Origin of the sequence: Phreatobacter sp., from assembly GCF_051860605.1 — a bacterium.
Taxonomy (GTDB): domain Bacteria; phylum Pseudomonadota; class Alphaproteobacteria; order Rhizobiales; family Phreatobacteraceae; genus Phreatobacter.
Window position 1 is genome coordinate 243,967 of sequence record NZ_JBHYDR010000004.1, and the last position, 17,464, is coordinate 261,430.

17 protein-coding genes are annotated in these 17,464 nt (G+C 68.0%); 6 read left to right on the top strand and 11 right to left on the bottom strand.

The window, feature by feature from the left end:
* Positions 1 to 29: 29 nt before the first annotated feature.
* The 3 genes from ACTIFS_RS09065 to ACTIFS_RS09075 are packed head-to-tail and all read left to right on the top strand — an operon-like array spanning position 30 to position 3,582.
* The gene (locus ACTIFS_RS09065; protein WP_439573752.1) at positions 30 to 1,049 is read left to right on the top strand and encodes a hypothetical protein; all 1,020 of its coding nucleotides are present in this window, start codon (positions 30 to 32) and stop codon (positions 1,047 to 1,049) included.
* A complete protein-coding gene (locus ACTIFS_RS09070) occupies positions 1,046 to 2,992 on the top strand; it encodes a molybdopterin biosynthesis protein (RefSeq protein ID WP_439573753.1) in 1,947 nt (648 codons plus the stop codon). The genes ACTIFS_RS09065 and ACTIFS_RS09070 overlap by 4 nt, the downstream gene beginning before the upstream one ends.
* Complete coding sequence (locus ACTIFS_RS09075) at positions 2,989 to 3,582, top strand: GNAT family N-acetyltransferase (RefSeq protein WP_439573754.1); 594 nt, start codon at positions 2,989 to 2,991, stop codon at positions 3,580 to 3,582. Before ACTIFS_RS09070 ends, ACTIFS_RS09075 begins: the two co-directional genes overlap by 4 nt.
* Before the next feature lie 9 nt (positions 3,583 to 3,591).
* Here ACTIFS_RS09075 and ACTIFS_RS09080 read toward each other — a convergent pair whose 3' ends face one another.
* From ACTIFS_RS09080 to ACTIFS_RS09105, 6 genes are all read right to left on the bottom strand, one after another.
* Positions 3,592 to 4,437, bottom strand: coding sequence for an ABC transporter ATP-binding protein (locus ACTIFS_RS09080; protein ID WP_439573755.1), 846 nt, complete (start codon positions 4,435 to 4,437; stop codon positions 3,592 to 3,594).
* A 263-nt stretch (positions 4,438 to 4,700) separates the two neighbouring features.
* On the bottom strand, positions 4,701 to 6,038 hold the full coding sequence (locus ACTIFS_RS09085) for an ABC transporter substrate-binding protein (protein ID WP_439573756.1): 1,338 nt from the start codon (positions 6,036 to 6,038) through the stop codon (positions 4,701 to 4,703).
* Positions 6,039 to 6,136: 98 nt separating this feature from the next.
* On the bottom strand, positions 6,137 to 7,216 hold the full coding sequence (locus ACTIFS_RS09090) for a branched-chain amino acid ABC transporter permease (protein WP_439573757.1): 1,080 nt from the start codon (positions 7,214 to 7,216) through the stop codon (positions 6,137 to 6,139).
* Between the two features lie 13 nt (positions 7,217 to 7,229).
* Positions 7,230 to 8,168, bottom strand: coding sequence for a branched-chain amino acid ABC transporter permease (locus ACTIFS_RS09095; RefSeq protein WP_439573910.1), 939 nt, complete (start codon positions 8,166 to 8,168; stop codon positions 7,230 to 7,232).
* A gap of 178 nt (positions 8,169 to 8,346) precedes the next feature.
* Positions 8,347 to 9,147, bottom strand: a complete 801-nt coding sequence (locus ACTIFS_RS09100; protein WP_439573758.1) for an ABC transporter ATP-binding protein — start codon at positions 9,145 to 9,147, stop codon at positions 8,347 to 8,349.
* Entirely contained in the window at positions 9,144 to 11,138 is a 1,995-nt protein-coding gene (locus ACTIFS_RS09105) for an AMP-dependent synthetase/ligase (RefSeq protein WP_439573759.1), read from the bottom strand. Before ACTIFS_RS09105 ends, ACTIFS_RS09100 begins: the two co-directional genes overlap by 4 nt.
* Before the next feature lie 290 nt (positions 11,139 to 11,428).
* Between ACTIFS_RS09105 and ACTIFS_RS09110 the strand changes: the two genes are divergently transcribed.
* Positions 11,429 to 12,295, top strand: coding sequence for a helix-turn-helix domain-containing protein (locus ACTIFS_RS09110; RefSeq protein ID WP_439573760.1), 867 nt, complete (start codon positions 11,429 to 11,431; stop codon positions 12,293 to 12,295).
* 5 nt (positions 12,296 to 12,300) lie between these two features.
* Here the strand turns inward: ACTIFS_RS09110 and epmA are convergent, their stop codons facing one another.
* Complete coding sequence (gene epmA, locus ACTIFS_RS09115) at positions 12,301 to 13,356, bottom strand: EF-P lysine aminoacylase EpmA (RefSeq protein WP_439573761.1); 1,056 nt, start codon at positions 13,354 to 13,356, stop codon at positions 12,301 to 12,303.
* A gap of 97 nt (positions 13,357 to 13,453) precedes the next feature.
* Here epmA and ACTIFS_RS09120 point away from each other — a divergent pair, with 97 nt between their 5' ends.
* Positions 13,454 to 14,278 (top strand): acyl-CoA thioesterase, encoded by an 825-nt coding sequence (locus ACTIFS_RS09120; RefSeq protein ID WP_439573762.1) that lies wholly within the window; start codon positions 13,454 to 13,456, stop codon positions 14,276 to 14,278.
* A gap of 97 nt (positions 14,279 to 14,375) precedes the next feature.
* Complete coding sequence (efp, locus tag ACTIFS_RS09125; protein WP_439573763.1) at positions 14,376 to 14,945, top strand: elongation factor P; 570 nt, start codon at positions 14,376 to 14,378, stop codon at positions 14,943 to 14,945.
* A gap of 134 nt (positions 14,946 to 15,079) precedes the next feature.
* Here efp and ACTIFS_RS09130 read toward each other — a convergent pair whose 3' ends face one another.
* The 4 genes from ACTIFS_RS09130 to ACTIFS_RS09145 all read right to left on the bottom strand — a co-directional run bounded on the left by ACTIFS_RS09130 (position 15,080) and on the right by ACTIFS_RS09145 (position 17,461).
* Complete coding sequence (locus tag ACTIFS_RS09130; protein ID WP_439573764.1) at positions 15,080 to 15,910, bottom strand: universal stress protein; 831 nt, start codon at positions 15,908 to 15,910, stop codon at positions 15,080 to 15,082.
* A 472-nt stretch (positions 15,911 to 16,382) separates the two neighbouring features.
* Positions 16,383 to 16,766 (bottom strand): fluoride efflux transporter FluC, encoded by a 384-nt coding sequence (locus tag ACTIFS_RS09135; protein ID WP_439573765.1) that lies wholly within the window; start codon positions 16,764 to 16,766, stop codon positions 16,383 to 16,385.
* Between the two features lie 25 nt (positions 16,767 to 16,791).
* Entirely contained in the window at positions 16,792 to 17,187 is a 396-nt protein-coding gene (crcB, locus tag ACTIFS_RS09140) for a fluoride efflux transporter CrcB (protein ID WP_439573766.1), read from the bottom strand.
* Between the two features lie 13 nt (positions 17,188 to 17,200).
* The gene (locus ACTIFS_RS09145) at positions 17,201 to 17,461 is read right to left on the bottom strand and encodes a hypothetical protein (protein ID WP_439573767.1); all 261 of its coding nucleotides are present in this window, start codon (positions 17,459 to 17,461) and stop codon (positions 17,201 to 17,203) included.
* Positions 17,462 to 17,464: the final 3 nt, after the last annotated feature.

Here is a 17,464-nt window from a genome sequence, read left to right on the forward strand (position 1 = left end):
TGGCGCCGGCTGACCCATATAGGGGCACCATGACCCACGCCGCGCCCCTGATTCCGGTTTCCGAAGCGCTTGCCGCGCTTCTGGCCGGCCTCACGCCTCCCGCTCCGCGGACGGTGGCGGTGCGCGGCGCTGTCGGACTGGTCGCGGCCGAGGCCGTGGCATCACCCGGACCCGTTCCGGCTCTGTGGATCGCCCGGCGCGCCGGCATCGCCGTCGCCTCGTCCGATCTTGTCGGTGCCTCAGCCTATGCGCCGGCCCTGCTGTCGGTGGCACCGGCCCATGTCGCAGCCGCCGGACCTCTGCCGCCGGGGACCGATGCCGTCCTGCCCGCCGATGCCCTCCAGGGCGCCGGGGGCCTGTTCGAGATCGGACAATCGGCCCATCCGGGCGAGAATGCCGTGCCTGCGGGTTCCGACCTCGTCGCGGGGGCGTCGCTGCTCGATACGGGTGTCCAGATCACGCCGGAGCACCGTCTGGCGCTGGAGGCGGCAGGCTTGGCCGAGGTAAAGGTTTGCGTGCCGCGCTACGCCCTCGAGGCGGCGCCCGACTGTGCCGGCCTGCGCTGGCTCGCCGCCCGGCTGGAGGCGTTGGGCTGCCGCCGGGCCGCCCGATGCGACGCCGATCTGGTCCTGCTCGCGGAAACTGCGGGCGCTGACGCCCGCGGCATTGCATTGCGGCCCGGCCATGCGCATCTGGCAGCACGCGACGGCCGGACGCTGCTGGCGCTGCCGCCACGGTTCGACGGCGTGGTGGCCGCCTTCGTCGCGCTCATCCTGCCGCTGCTGGCTCGCCTGACCGGCCGCCGCATGGCGCACGTCACCCGGCCGCTGACGCGCAAGGTCGCATCCATGGTCGGGGCGACCGATCTCGTGCTTCTGCGCGAATCCTCCGGTGGCTGGGAGCCCCTGGCCGTCGGCGAGGCGCCGCTCTCGGGACTGCTTGCCGCCGGCGCGCTGGGCATCGTTCCGCCGGAAAGCGAGGGCGCGGCCGCCGGCACGCCCTTCGATGCCATTCTGATCAACAGCCCTCTCGCCCCCGAAGCAGCATGACGCGTTCAGCCCTCGACCAGGACCAGTTCCTCACAGTCCTTTCGCGCGCGGAAGCCGTGGCCCGTTTCCGCGCGGCCGTGAAGCCTGCGCCGCTGGGCACCGAGACCGTCCCGCTCGAGCGGCTGGTCGGGCGTGTGTTGGCGCGCGACATTGCCGCCCCCATCGACACACCGCCCTTCGACCGCTCCGTGGTCGATGGCTTCGCCCTGCGCGCGGCCGACATTGCAGGGGCCCGCGAGGGACGGCCGGTGCTGCTGGCGCTCACCGGCGAGACCATTGCCTGCGGCACCGAACCCAGGGTGTCGGTGGAGGCCGGCACGGCCACGCTGATCGCCACCGGTGGCCCCATCCCGCGGGGCGCCGATGCCGTCGTCATGGTCGAGCATACAGAGCCGTCCGGCACGGTCGGCATCGCCGTCGGCCGCGCCCTGGCGCCCGGCCAGAACATTGCCTTTGCAGGCTCCGACATCGCCCGCGGCGAGACGCTGCTGCGCCGGGGCACCACGGTCGGGGCGCGCGAGATCGGCATGCTGGCGGCCGTCGGGCTGGCGGGCGCCGAGGTCTGGCGCCGGCCCCGCGTCGCGGTCATCTCGACGGGCGACGAACTGTTGGCGCCGGGCGAGCCGCTGCGACCGGCCGCGATTTACGATTCCAACGGGCCGATCGTCGCCGCGGCCCTTGAGGAGAACGGCTGCGAGCCGGTGAGATCCGGGGCCGTTCCTGATCGCGCGGACCTGCTGGAACAGGCGATCCGGCAGGCCCACGCGGCCTGCGACGCGGTGATCCTGTCCGGCGGCACGTCGAAGGGCGCCGGCGACCTGACCTACCGCATCGTCTCAGGTCTCGGCGACCCCGGGATCGTCGCCCATGGCGTGGCACTGAAGCCCGGCAAGCCGCTCTGCCTTGCGGTCTGCGCCGGCAAGCCGGTGGTCATCCTGCCGGGCTTTCCGACCTCCGCCATGTTCACCTTCCACGACATCGTCGCGCCGGTGCTGCGCATCCTTGCAGGCCTGCCGGAGCGCCACGAGGTGCGCACCACGGCCCGCGTGCCGGTGCGCGTCCCCTCCGACCTCGGCCGCACCGAGTTCGTCATGGTGGCGCTCGCTGGCACCGAAGAGGACCGCATCGCCTATCCCGTGGGGAAGGGATCGGGGGCGGTCACCGCCTTCTCGCAGGCCGACGGCTTTTTCGCCATCGACGCGCTGAGCGAGGCCCATCCCGCCGATGGGACGGCGGAGGTGACGCTGTTCACGCCGCATCTGGCCGTGCCCGACCTCACCATCATGGGCAGCCATTGTGTCGGGCTCGACGCGGTTGTCGGCCGGCTGGCCGGCGAGGGCCTTGCGGCGCGGGTTCTGGCGCTCGGCAGCCAGGGCGGTCTCTCGGCCTTGCGGCGCGGCGAATGCGATCTTGCCCCCATCCACCTGCTCGACCCGGCAAGCGGCACCTACAACCGCCCGTTCCTGCCGGAGGGCGCGCAATTGATCCCCGGCTGGCGACGCATGCAGGGCATCCTGCATCGCCCCGGCCATGCCCCGTTCGCTGGCGCCGCCGATGCCGCTGGCGCCATTGCTGCGGCGCTGGCCGATCCCGATTGCCTGATGGTCGGACGCAATCCGGGGGCCGGTACGCGCATCCTGATCGACCAGTTGCTCGGCGGGGCGAAGCCGCCCGGCTACTGGAACCAGCCGCGCTCGCACAATGCCGTGGCGGCGGCGGTCGCCCAGGGCCGGGCCGACTGGGGCCTCGCCATCCGGCAGGTCGCCGAGGCCAACGGCCTTGGTTTCATCCCGCTCGCCGAGGAGCATTATGACATCGCGGTTGCCGCCTCGCCGCGCAGGCCGGAGGCCATTGCCGCCTTCCGCCGGGCGCTGTCGGCTGCTGCCGCCGACCTGACCGCGCTCGGTTTCACTCCCGCCGACCCGCCCGAGACCCCGGCATGACCCTCCTCAACCTCGACGGCTATACCGACATCCCCGCCGGCAAGCTTGCCGCCGTGGTCACCCATCTGGAGATGCGCGAGCGGCCGACCCCTGCCGTGCCCACGCAGGCGATCCGCCTCCGGCGCGTGCCGCAGCCCGACCTTGGCTGGTATCGTGCGCTCTATGCCGCCATCGGCCTCGACTGGCTGTGGTTCTCGCGCCTGCTGATGAGCGATGCGGACCTGGCGGCAATCCTCCACCATCCGGGCGTCGAGGTCTTCGCGGCCGATGGCGAGCGCGAGGCGGTCGGGATTGTCGAACTGAACCGCCGCGACCCGGCCGACGTCGAGATCGCCTTCTTCGGTCTTCGGGCGGATGCCCTGGGACGCGGCCTCGGCGGCGCCATGATGGGCGAGGCGCTGCGCCACGCCTGGCAGTCGGAAACGCGGCGCGTCTGGCTGCACACCTGCACGCTGGACCACCCCGGCGCGCTCGGCTTCTACCGCCGTATGGGATTTTCGCCCTTCGCGCGCGCCATCGAGGTGATCGACGATCCACGCCTGTCGGGGCGGATTCCGCGCGAGGCGGCGCCCCGGGCGCCGATCATCTGAAGCGGTCGGTCAGGCCAGCCAGCGCTTGCGCCGTTTGTAGCTTTTCACATCCCGGAAGCTCTTCTTGCTGCCCTCGGCAACCCCCAGATAGAACTCCTTGACGTCCTCGTTCTCGCGCAAAGCCTTGGCGTCGCCGTCCATGACGATCCGGCCCGTCTCCATGATGTAGCCGAAGGTGGCGTAGCGCAGCGCCATGTTGGTGTTCTGCTCGGCCAGCAGGAAGGACACGCCCTCCTTGGCGTTGATGTCCTTCACGATCTCGAAGATCTGCTCGACGATCTGCGGGGCTAGGCCCATGGACGGCTCGTCGAGAAGGATCATCTTCGGCCGGCTCATCAGGGCGCGGCCGACGGCGCACATCTGCTGCTCGCCGCCGGACGTGTAGCCGGCCATGGCGGTGCGGCGCTCCTTCAGTCGCGGGAAATAGGTGTAGATCTTGTCGATGTCGTCGCGGATCGCCGCCTTGCCGTCGCGCCGGGTGAAAGCACCGGTGAGCAGGTTTTCCTCGATGGTCAGGTGGCCGAAGCAGTGGCGGCCTTCCATCACCTGGATGCAGCCGCGGCGCACGAGGTCGTTCGGCGACAGCGCGTGAACCTCCTCGCCCTCGAACAGGATGTGGCCCTTGGTGACCTCGCCGCGCTCGGCATGCAGCAGGTTGGAGATCGCCTTCAGCGTCGTGGTCTTGCCGGCCCCGTTGGCCCCGAGAATGGCCACGATCCCGCCGCGCGGCACGATCAGCGAGACGCCCTTGAGCACGAGGATGACGTGGTCGTAAATGACCTCGATATTGCTGACCGACAGGATGAGGTCCTGGGCCGTCTCGGGCGCCGTCGTTGCTTGGGTCTGGGCGGTCATGGAACCTTCCGGTTGTCAGCGGAACTGCCTTGTTCGAGTGCGTCCTTCGAGGCTCGGGCCAAAAGCCCTCGCACCTCAGGATGAGGAGCGGAGTGCCCTGCTCCAGCGATGACAGGGTGCGGCGGCCGGGTCTCGTTCGGCGCTGAGACCTGGCACCACCCTCCTCATCCTGAGGTGCGAGCGAAGCGAGCCTCGAAGGACGCATCGGATCCGTTCAGGTCGGGAGCCACGGTTGCCCGCGGCTCCCGGTCTCGGTCGGCGCCTCAGGAGCGCTGGTCGCAGGCTTCGGTCCGGCGCGGCCAGCCGGCATTGGCCTCGGCATATTTCTTGGCGGCATCCTCGATCAGCGGACGCACCAGGTCGCGGATCGGCGAGATCCAGTCGCTGTCGCGCACGTAGCGGGTGCCGTCCCAGCGGGCCACGAACACATTGTTGTGGCCGTTGTGGTCGGCACAGGTGACGCGCACCGGAGCGGCAAAGCCCTCCATGCCCATCTCCTTCAGCCGCGCCTCCGTGATGTTGAGCGACTCGAAGCCGCGCCGCACATCCTCACCCGTCACCACCTTCTTGCCGGTGATCTGCTGGGCGGTGCGGATCGCCTCGACCATCAGCATCGAGTTGTAGACGCCGCGGTTGTAGAGGTTCTCGCCGACACGGTCGCGCGAGTCGACGCGCGACAGGTTCTTCTCCACCACGTGCTTCAGGATGTCCTGGATCACGGGGAAGTTGGCGCCCGCCTGATGGAAGTTCAGGATGCGGTAGCCTGCGGCCTGGGCACCGCCCGCGCGGGCATCGTCGTCACCGCCGGCCCACCACACGCCGACCAGACGGTCGATCGGGAAGTTGTTGCGGATCGCCTCGCGCACCGCGGTGGGGTTCATGGCGCCCCAGCCCTGGTTATAGAGGAAATCGGGCCGGTCGCGACGGATGTTGAGCCAGATGGCGCTCTGGTTCTGCATGTCGGCGGCAGCCACCGGATAGAGCTTCAGGTTGAACCCGTAGCGCTCGGCCATGGCCTGGAGGACCGGGATCGGCTCCTTGCCGTAGGGCGCGTCGAGATGGATCAGCCCGAGCGTCTTGCCGCGCAGCTTGTCGAAGCCGCCTTCGCGCTGGGCCATGTAGGTGACCATGACGGAGGCGCCGTCCCAGTAGGTGGCCGGCGGATTGAAGATCCATGGGAAGGTGTTGCCGTCAGCCGAGGCGGACAGGCCATAGGCCATGGACAGCAGCGGAACCCGGTCAACCGCCGCGCGCGGGATCAGTTGCAGGGTGATGCCGGTCGAATAGGGGTTCACCACCACCGGGTTGCGCGAGCGCAGCGAGTCGTAGCACTCCACGCCCTTCTTGGTGTCGTAGCCCGTTTCGCATTCCTCGATGACGATGCGCACACCGTTGATGCCGCCGTCACGCTGGTTGATCATTTCGAGGTAGTCGCGCATGCCGTTCGCGATCGGGATGCCCGACGAGGCGAAGGGGCCGGTGCGGTAGCTGAGCAGCGGGATGAAGATCGTGTCCTGGGCCTGGGCGCTTGCCGGCATGGGTGCCGCCGTCGCCAGACCCGCGGCGAAGGCCGCAGCCATCGTCCACTTGAAGCCTTTCATGGAAGTTCCTCCTTGGATTTGGCGGGCCGGTGATCCGGTCGCCGCGGTCCTGTCATGCCTGGCTTTCCGCCGGGTCTCGTTGATGCGGGATCAGGCCCTCAATAGGGGAAGGGCCAGACCCTGAGCTTCTGCTTCGCGATCTGCCAGAGCCTGGCCAGGCCATGGGGCTCGACGATCAGGAAGATGATGATGAGCGCGCCGACCATGATGTGGGTCAGGTGCTCGGCGGCTGCGCCCGTGAGCGGGATGCCGATGGCCGGCACGCCGAATTTGAGGATGGTCGGCAGGGTGGAGATGAAGAAGGCGCCGAAGAACGAGCCGATCAGGCTGCCGAGGCCTCCGATGATCACCATGAACAGCACGAGGAAGCTCTGGTTGACGTTGAAGGCATCATTCGCCTCGCCACCGCCGTACCAGAGGAACATCATGCAGGCGCCCGCCACCCCGCAATAAAACGACGACACGGCGAAGGCGAGCAGCTTGGTCGGCAGCAGCCGGATCCCCATCAGCTCGGCCGCGATGTCCATGTCGCGCACCGCCATCCAGGACCGCCCGATCCGGCCGTGGACGATGTTGGAGGCAACCCAGGTCAGCAGAACCACAATGGAAAGCAGCACCAGATAGCGCACCTCCGGCGCTGCCCGCGCCCCGGTGATCGCCACGCCGAACAGGGTGCGCTCCGGCACCTCGATCGCCCCCGAGGCATTGTAGTTGTAGAGCCAGGGGATGCGCACGAAGCACCATTGCAGGAAGAACTGCGCGGCGAGCGTCGCCACGGCCAGATAGAAGCCCTTGATCCTGAGGCTCGGAATGCCGAACACCACCCCGATGGCCGCCGAGAACAGGCCGGAGACGAGGATCCAGACGATGATGTTCACGCCGGGGAAGATCGTCGTCAGCTTGTAGCAGGCATAGGCGCCCACCCCCATGAACGCGCCGGTGCCCAGCGAGATCAGGCCGGTATAGCCGGTCAGGATGTTCAGCCCGATCGCGGCCAGGGCGAAGACCAGGAACGGCACCATCACCGACAGGATGATGAACTCGGATGCGAACAGCGGGACGCCGATGAAGGCGACCGCAAGGATCAGCATCAGCCCGATACGGTCCTGCAGCAGCGGGAACACCGCCATGTCGGACTTGTAGGAGGTCTTGTACTGGCCGGCTTCACGATAGAACACGACGGGGCGCTCCTCAGATCCGCTCGATGATCTTTTCGCCGAACAATCCCTGGGGCCGGAACATCAGGAAGGTCAGCGCGATGACATAGGCAAGCCAGCTCTCGATGCCGCTGCCGAACAGCGGGCCCCAGTAGAACTCGCCGATCTTCTCGCCGATGCCGATGATGAGGCCGCCGACGATCGCGCCCGGCACCGAGGTGAAGCCGCCGAGGATGAGCACCGGCAGCGCCTTCAGCGCGATCACCTGCAGGCCGAACGACACGTCCGAGCGGGCGCCCCACATGATGCCGGTGATCAGCGCCACGATGCCGGCGGTGAACCAGACGATGATCCATATCTGGTTCAGCGAGATTCCGACCGACAAGGCCGCCTTGTGGCTGTCGGCGACCGCGCGCAGGGCCCGGCCGATGCGGGTGTACTGGAAGAAGAAGGCGAGCACCGCGATCATCGCGATCGCGATCACCGCCGCCGCGATGTCGAGCCTTTGCAGGCTGACCCGGCCACCGAGAATGTTGAGGTCGATGACGCCCTTCGGCAGACCGAGTTCGTCGGCGATCATCACCTTGGGCGACCCGCCGAAAATGGTCTCGCCGATGCCGATCAGCAGGTAGGTCAGGCCGAATGTGGCCATGAACAGGATGATGTCCGGCTGGTTGACCAGCGGCCGCAGCACCACGCGCTCCACCGCGATGGCCAGCACCAGCATGACGCCGAGAGCGGCGATCAGCGCCACATAGGCGGCAAGCACGCCGGTGAAGCCGAAGCCGGAGAATTTCTCGTAGAGCCCCACGAGCGTGAGGCCGGCAAACACCACCATGATGCCCTGGGCGAAGTTGAACACGCCCGAGGCCTTGAAGATCAGCACGAAGCCGAGCGCGATCAGGGCATAGAGCACCCCGCCGACAAAGCCTTCCCAGATCGTCTGCACCAGCAGGTCGGGCATCTGCACCATCTCCACGAAGGGCGCGATGACGATCCGATAGGGCAGGGAGTTCGCCGGCAGCACGCCGGTGGCGCCGGTGATGACGATCAGGGCAAGGACGGCGGCAAGGATGCCCCAGCCGATCAGACCCTTGCGGATCGGGCGGTCGCCGGACGAGGTCAGGGTGGCGTCGGTCATGATCTCGTCCTCAATGGGCCACGCCGAGATAGGCATCGATCACGCGCTGGTCGCGCTTTACCTCGTCAGGCGTGCCGTCGGAGATCTTGCGCCCGTAGTCCAGCACCACGACCCGGTCGGACAGGTCCATGACTACGCCCATGTCGTGCTCGATCAGCGCGATGGTGGTGCCGTACTGGTTGGAGACGTCGAGGACGAAGCGGCACATGTCCTCCTTCTCCTCGAGGTTCATGCCGGCCATGGGTTCGTCGAGCAGCAGGACCTCCGGCTGCATCGCCAGCGCCCGGCCAAGCTCCACCCGCTTCTGCAGCCCGTAGGGCAGCTTGCCGACCGGCACCTTGCGGATGTGCTGGATCTCCAGGAAGTCGATGATCTCCTCGACGAAGCGGCGATGCTCCATCTCCTCGTCCATGGCCGGGCCGTGGCGCAGCATCTGCCAGAAGAAATTGCGGTGCATCTTCAGCGTGCGGCCGGCCATGATGTTGTCGAGCGTCGACATGCCCTTGAACAGCGCGACGTTCTGGAATGTGCGGGCGATGCCGCCGGCGGCCGCCTCGTAGGGCCGCATCTTCGGGCGCGTCAGGCCCTTGAACGTGATCCGCCCCTCGGACGGGTGGTAGAAGCCGTTGATGCAGTTGAGCATCGAGGTCTTGCCGGCGCCATTCGGGCCGATGATGGCGCGGATCTCGCCCTTGCGGATGTCGAAGGAGACATCGGACAGCGCCTTCACGCCGCCGAACGCCAGCGAGACCTTCTCCACCGCCAGGATCACCTCGCCGGCGGCAATGTCGGTTGCAGACGGGGCCCTCATTCCGCAGCCTCCTTGAAGGCGGTCTCGGCGACCGGATAGGGGGTCATGTCGATGATCTGGACGTCGCCCTCGATGATGCCCTTGCGGCCGTCCTCGAAAGTGACCTCGGTGCGGATCTGGCCGCGTGCGGCACCGCTGTAGAGCGCGTCGACAAGCGGCAGGTAGCGGTCGGCGATGAAACCGCGGCGCACCTTCTGGGTGCGCGTCAGCTCGCCATCGTCGGCGTCCAGCTCCTTGTGCAGCACGAGAAACCGCCGGATCTGCGAGCCGGCCATCATGGGTTCCTGCGACAGCGAGCGGTTCACCTCGTCGACATGGGCGGTGAGCGTCCTCAGCACGTCCGGATGGCCGGCCAGTTCCTGGTAGGAGCCATAGGAGACATTGTTGCGCTCGGCCCAGGAGCCGACCGCCGTCAGGTCGATGTTGAGGAAGCAGGAGACGAAGTCGCGATCCTGGCCGAAGGCCACCACTTCCTTGATGTTCGGATAGAATTTCAGCTTGTTCTCGATGTATTTCGGCGCGAACAGCGCGCCGGTGCGCAGCTTGCCGACATCCTTGGCGCGGTCGATGATCTTCAGGTGCCCGGTCTTCGGATCGAAGAAGCCGGCATCGCCCGAATGGACCCAGCCATCCGGCGTCTTGGTCTCGGCGGTCTTTTCCGGGTCCTTGAAATAGCCGAGGAACACGCCGGGCGAGCGATAGAGCACCTCGCCGTTGTCGGCGATCTTCACCTCGACGTCGATGTTCGGCTTGCCCACCGTGTCGGCATGGATCTCGCCGTCCGGCTGGGCGGTGATATAGACGCTGGCTTCGGTCTGGCCGTAGAGCTGCTTGAGGTTGATGCCGAGCGAGCGGAAGAACTTGAAGATCTCCGGCCCGATCGCCTCGCCCGCGGTATAGCCGACCCGGATATTGGTCAGGCCGAAGCGGTTCTTCAGCGGACCGTAGACCAGAAACTCGCCGACCGCATATTTGAGCCGCGCCGTCAGCGGCACCGGCTCGCGGTTGAGGATCTGCTCGCCCCATTCCTTCGCCACGCCGAGGAAATAGTTGAACATCGCCTTCTTGACCGGGCCGGCATCCTCCATCCGGACCATGGTCTGCGTCAGCATGTTCTCGTAAACCCGTGGCGGCGCGAACGCATAGGAGGTGCCGATCTCGCGGCGGTCGTCGACCACCGTCTCGGCGCTTTCCGGACAGCTCACGCAGAAGCCCAGCACATAGGACTGGGCATAGGAGAAGATGTTGTCGCCCACCCAGGCGAGCGGCAGGTAGGCGATGGTCTCCTCATTCTCGTTCAGCCCGTCGAACAGGCCGCCATTGCGGGCCGAGACGATGACATTGTCGTTCGACAGCATCACGCCCTTCGGCCGGCCGGTCGTCCCGGACGTGTAGAGGATGATGGCAAGGTCGGCGCCCTTGCCGGCGGCAATGGCTGTATCCAGCGCCGCGGCCTTCGCGGGGTCGGCTCCGGCCTTCCGGCCAAGCGCCTGAACCTCCTCGAAGGCGTGCATCCGCGAGTGGTCGTAGTCGCGCAGGCCGCGCGGCTCGTCATAGATGATGTGGGTGAGCTTCGGCAGCCGGTCGGAGATCGACAGCACCTTGTCGACCTGCTCCTGGTCCTCCACCACGGCGATGGTGACCTCGGCATGTTCGAGCACGTAGGCCATCTCATCCGCCACCGAATCCGAATAGACCGGCACCGGCACGCCGCCCCAGCTCTGCACGGCGGCCATGGTCCAGTAGAGGCGCGGCCGGTTGCGGCCGACGATGGCGACCTTGTCGTCGCGCTTCAGGTCCAGTTCGCCGAGCCCGAGCGCGAAGGCGCGAACCTCATGCGCCACCTCCGCCCAGGTCCATGAGCGCCAGATGCCGAGGTCCTTCTGGCGCATGGCCTGACGGCCTGCAAAGCGCTGCGCGTTCAGCGCCAGCAGCTTCGGAAAGGTGTCGTGGGCGCCCGATACGGCGCGCGCGTCGGCGTGGTCTGCCACGGCCGGCGTCCTCCCTGATGTTCCTTCCGGCAGCTCTTCCGGCGCCGGTTGTTCCCTTGGTCGACGACCCGTTTCCCGGGTTCTGGCGGCGCCTTGCGGAGCCGCATCCAGCCTCGTCACGGCGGATGGCCGGATAGTTGACCGCGCGGTCGACGAAATCAAGGGGACGATCATCCAGCCCGCGATCAGCCGGAAGAGGGAGGCCGAAACGGCTTGTCGCAGCCGGAATCGGCACGGTTCGATGCCGATTTCGTTCAAGACCTCCGCCGCCGACGTGCTAGTTAATCGATATGGATGGCCCCGTTTCGCAGGCTGAAGCCCTGGCGGCGACACCGCTCGCCCGCGGCGAACGGGCGCGCTTCTTCGCAGCCAGCCGCTTCGAGGGTCTGGAGTGCCTGAGCGCGACCTTCGTCACCCATGCCTATGCCCCCCATACCCATGACACCTACGTGATCGGGAATCTGGAGGCCGGCTGCGAGATGTGGAACACGCGCGGGGCGAAGCACTATGCCTTTGCCGGCGACCTCGTGTTCAACCAGCCACTCGACGTCCATGACGGCATGCCGGCCGATGGCGGCTATTCCTACCGCATGACCTATCCGGGCCTCGACGTCATCCGCCTGGTGGCCGGCGCGGTCAGTGGCCGCATCGTCACCGGCACGCCATGGTTCCGCTCGCCCGTTGTCCACGACCCCGAGGGCGCGCGCCTGTTCTCCGCGGCCCATGCCGCGCTGGAGGCCGGGACGGATGGTCTGGCCGGCGAGGAACTGCTCCTGCGGGCCTATGGCCGCTGCCTGGTTCTCCACGCCGACATCCCGCAGGCCGGGCTCGGCCGCGAGCGCGGTCCGGTGCAACGCGTGCGCGATCTGATCGAGGCGCGCTATGCCGAGGACCTGAAGCTGACCGAGCTTGCCCATCATGCCGGCCTCTCCACCCATCACCTGATCCGCGCCTTTCGCCGCGAGATCGGCCTGACGCCCCATGCCTATGTGGTGGATGTGCGGGTGCGGCGGGCGCAGGACCGCCTGCGGGCCGGGCGCGCGCCGGCGGAGGTCGCTGCGGAAGTGGGATTTGCCGACCAGGCGCACCTGACCCGGGCCTTCAAGGCCCGCCTTGCCGTCACGCCTGGCGCCTATCGCCGGGCGGTCAAGGCCTGAACCTGTCAGGCGAGGGGGTCGGGCGCCGGCGTCCAGACCACGTCCTCGATATGGCGGGCGCCGCTGGCCAGCATCACCAGACGCTCGAAACCGAGCGCGATGCCGCTGGTCGGCGGCATCAGGGCCAGCGCTGCCAGAAGCTCCTCGTCGACGGGGTAGCGCTCGCCATAGACGCGCTGCTTCTCGGCCATCTCCGCCTCGAAACGCCGTCGCTGCTCGACCGGATCGGTCAGCTCGCCGAAGGCATTGGCCAGTTCCACGCCGCAGGCATAGAGCTCGAAGCGCTCGGCGACCCGCGGGTCCTCCGGCTTGGGGCGGGCAAGCGCTGCCTCGCTCACCGGATATTCGCACAGGATGGTCGCGCGCCCACGGCCGAGCTGCGGCTCGATCCGTTCCACCAGCACCTTGGAATAGATGTCGGACCAGGTGTCGTCGCCGGAAAAGCGCAGACCCGCCGCCGACGCCTGCGCGGCAAGTCCTTCCCGGTCGGTCGCGCCCGATGCCGAGACGGTCGCGAGCAGGTCGATGCCGGCATGCCGCTCGAAGGCCTGCGACACGGTCAGCCGTTCCGGCTCCTCGGCCGGATCGCACGACAGGTCGCGCCAGGACAGCACGTCGCGCCCCGTCGTCTCGCAGGCCAGCCGCAACAGGTCGGCGCAGTCGGTCATCAACTGCTCATAGGGCTCGCCGGCCCGGTACCACTCGACCATGGTGAACTCGGGATGGTGCAAGGGACCGCGCTCCCGGTTGCGGAACACGCGGGCGAAATCGACGATCCGCGTCTCGCCGGCCGCGATCAGCTTCTTGGCGGCGAATTCGGGCGAGGTGTGCAGGTAGAGCTGCGCCTGCCGGCCGTCGATGGCGACAGCCTGCGTGGCGAAGCCGTGCAGATGCGCCTCGTTTCCCGGCGAAATCTGCAGGATGCCGGCCTCGACTTCCGTGAAGCCCCTCGCATCGAACCACCTGCGCATGGCCGCCTTGATCCGGCCCCGTGCGGCAAGGAACGGCTTCCGGTCGGCATGGCGGTCCGGCTGCCACCAGGGCGAGGGGGCGTCTGTCATGGCGATGTTTCAGGGCGAGCCCCTGACCTTCGGCGTCATTGCGGCGTCTGGGACCCCCACATAGTCTCGCCGCTCCCGAAGCGAAACCCGGCCCCCCATGTCCGAAAACACCGCTGACCTGCATCCGCTCGACGATGCGACGCGCCTTGCGCCGGGACCGGATGGCCTCCTGGCCGGCCGCACGACGCCCGCCTACTGGAACATGGCCAGCCCCTTCGGCGGCGTCACCGCCGGGCTGCTGATGCGCGCCGTCCTCGACAATCCCGAGCGGATCGGCACGCCCGTCTCGCAGACGGTCAACTATTGCGCGCCGATCGCCCAGGGTGATTTCACTGTTGCCGTGCGGGTGGTGCGCAGCGGCCGGAGCGTCCAGCACTTCTATGCGGAGATCGCCCAGAACGGCACGATCACCACCAACGCCACCATCATCTGCGCGGTGCGGTCGCAGACCTGGCGCCATCAGCCCGCGACGATGCCGGATGCGGCTCCGGCCGAAAGCCTGCCGGCCATGCCGGCGGGCGCGCCCGTCCCGTTCATCGGCCGCTATGAGTTCCGCTTTCTGGAGGGCGAGCCGCGTTTCGGTCCGCCGCTTGCCGAGCCGCGCTCGCCGCATTCGCTGTTCTGGATCGCCGACCGGCCGGCGCGGACGCTGGATTTCGTTTCGCTTGCCGCCTTCTGCGACATCTTCTTTCCGAGGGTGTTCCAGGTGCGCGGCCATCCGGTGCCGGCCGGCACCGTGTCGATGACCTCCTATTTCCATGCGAGCCAGGCCGAGATCGACGCGCAGGGGGATCGGCCGCTGCTCGCCCGCGCGGATGCGCTGCGATTCGGCGACCAGTTCTGCGACCAGTTCGGCGAGTTGTGGTCTGATGCCGGCACGCTGCTGGCCAGCACAAGCCAGATCGGCTGGTTCCGCCAATAGGGCGGGGGTGGCGTTCGGCCGCGCTTTCGTCTATGCGACGGCCCGACAGAACCGTCGGGCCGCAATCCGCGCCGCCGCCATTCCAGGGACCCGTTCCGTGCCGAAGGTCATCGCCTCCTCCGTCCGCAAGGGCAACATTCTCGAAGTCGACGGGAAGCTCTACCTGATCGTCTCCGCCCAGAACATTCATCCGGGCAAGGGCACGCCGGTGACGCAGGTCGACATGCGCCGCCTCTCCGACGGCGTGAAGGTGTCCGAGCGCTGGCGCACCACCGAGCTGGTCGAGCGCGCTTACGTCGAGGACCGTCCGCACACTTATCTCTACTCCGATGCCGACGGCAACCACTTCATGAACAAGGAGAACTACGACCAGATCTCCGTTCCCGACGACATCCTCGGCGATGCCAAGCCCTATCTGCAGAGCGAGATGGAAGTGAAGCTCTCCGTCTATGAGGGCAACGCCGTCGGTATCGAACTGCCGCAGCGCGTGACGCTTGAGGTGGTGGACACCGAGCCGGTGACCAAGGGCCAGACGGCGTCCTCGTCCTACAAGCCGGCCATGCTGTCCAACGGCGTGCGCACGCTGGTCCCGCCGCACATCACGGTCGGCACCCGCGTCGTGGTCCTGACCGAGGACGGGTCCTATTCCGAGCGCGCCAAGGACTGAGCGTCTGGCCGGCAGCCGCGGGGCTTGATGGACCCGCATGGGGGATGGTTTCACCGGCGGGCTCTGCCCGCCGGTTTTTGTTGAGGAACCCACAAGGACACGCCTTCACCGCGCGCCCGCCTTGCGGAAAACCCTCAATGGCAGAGCAGCAGCGGGCAGGGCGGCCTGGCGAAGAGGTGCGCGGTGGTGCCGCCGAACACGAATTCCCTCAGGCGGGAATGGCCATAGGCGCCCGCAACCAGCAGGCTGGCAGACTTCACGCGCACCTGGGCTGCGATCACTTCGGCAACCGTCCCGGCCTCCCACTTCACCGGCGAGAGTGTGGCGTGGGGCACATGGCGGCGCAGATGGTCCATAAAGGCCAGATCATCCTCGCCGGCTTCTCCGGCCTGATTGACGATGAGCACCTCCACGGCGCGTGCCGCCTTCAGCACCGGCAGCGCCTCGGCCACGGCGCCGGCGGCCTTGGCACCGCCGTCCCAGGCCACCAGAACCGGCCCTTCCGGCTCCTCGCGGCGCCACCCGTCGGGGACCAGGATCACCGGCCTGCCGGTTCCGACCAGAAGTTCCTCCGCCAGCGCGCCTTCGCCGCCACGGTCCGCGCTGGCGCCGCGCGCCACCACCACGTCGCCGAGTCGGCACCGGCGCACCATGGTCGCCGTCATCTCCGGTAGCGCGGCATGGACGAGTTCGGTTGAGACCTCGGCGCCCCGCGCCGAGGCGAGGATGCGCAGGGCCTCGCCCGATTCCTGTCCGGTCCGCACGAGGTTCTGGTTAATGCCCTCGATGACGGTCTCGGACAGGGCTCCGCCCTCGGGGAACGAGAAGTGCAGCTTGGGAGTGCCGATCAGGGCGACGATATGGGCGCCGCGCAGGCCTGGAAGGGCGAGCGCATAGTCGAGCAGGTCGGTCTCGATCTCGCCCTCGGGGGCGAACAGGGCGACATGGACGGTCTTCGCGGTCATCGAATTCTCCCGGTCCGGGGCCGGATCACCCGCCTCGGGACGACGCTGGACGCGTCGGGACGAGGCCATGATCGGCGGCAATCCTTCCCCCGTCATATGGCGAGGCGATGTCCGGGCGGACAGTGATCCATCGCAAGGACGCCTGCGTCGCCCGGGGCGAAACTGGCCCGATGCCAGGCGACAGGAGGACGATGCCATGGCCCGTGACGCGCATGACAACGCATTCAGCCTGAACCTTTCAGCGATGATGGCGGTTCCGACGGCGGTTACGCAGGAACTGTTCGGCTTCGGGGCGCGACGCCTCAGGGCCAATGCCGACCATCTCGGCGAGGTCATGGCCGCCCGCACGCCCAGGGAATACGTGGACGTGCAGATGAAGTTCGCCGCCGACACCATGGCCGACTATGCCGACGGGCGACGCGGCTGCAGGCTGCCGCCCGGCAGGCTGCCGACACGGCGGGCTGACGCGGCGCTACCCGTTCACCCAGCGACCCACCGCCCGTCCCGCCCAGGCCGCGGCGAGCGAGAGCCCCACGACGGCGGCGAGAAAGCCTGCCGCCCCGGCATAGTGTCCGGTCTCGGCCATCAGAACGGCGTCGAGGCTCAGCGCCGAGAAGGTCGTGTAGCCGCCGCACAGGCCGGCCATGACGAACAGCCGCGTCGACAGATCGGAGCCGAGCCGTCCGCCGGGGCCGGTCACGGTTCCGTAAAGCACGATGGCGAAGGAGCCGAGCACGTTGACGAGGCCGGTGGTCCAGAGGCCCGCCAGTCCGGTCGATACCACCATGATGTGCGTCAGGTAGCGCAGCAACGCACCGAGCGCAGCGCCGCATCCGATGGCCAGGTGCTGTCTCACGGCCGCTTCCTGTTCGGCATGGCGGTCACAGCCCGTGCCATGCTGCCACGGCCCACAGGCCGATGGCCGTGGCGAGCAGGCAGAGCGTTACCGACAGCGCGACATTGCCGGCCGCGGCGGCGCCATGCCCCTCGAACATCAGGTGCAGCGTCTGCAGGCTGAAGGCAGAGACCGTCGTATAGCCGCCCAGCAGGCCGAAGATCAGGAAATCCCGGACAAGGTCCCCCGACAGGATGCTGTCGGGACGGCGGGCGATGCCGGCAACGACGCCGATGACGAGGGCACCGGTAACATTGACCGCCATCGTGCCCCACGGGAAGTCGCCGCGCACGCGCCGCCCGACAAGGCCTGCGAGGGCGTGGCGCCCGATTCCGCCGAGGAAGCCTCCGGCGAGAATGGCAAGGCAGGCGGCCAGCGACATCGCGGCCGTCCGGTCAGCGGCACGAACAGCGTGTTCCGGGCGGCAGGTTGTTCCGTCGGGCAAAGTTCTGCGCGTCGGAGAGGAACCTGAACTGGCCGAGCATGCAGACGCCCGAGCCGCGGGCGATGCGCATCTGCTCGAAGGAACGGCTGTCGACCTCGATCCGGCTGTTGGCGCAATAGACGCCATAGGCCAGAGCCGGCGCGCCCGAAAGGACAAGCATCGCCGTCATCGTCAACAGCACGGACAAGGCGGTCAGGCTCTGGCGGACCATGAA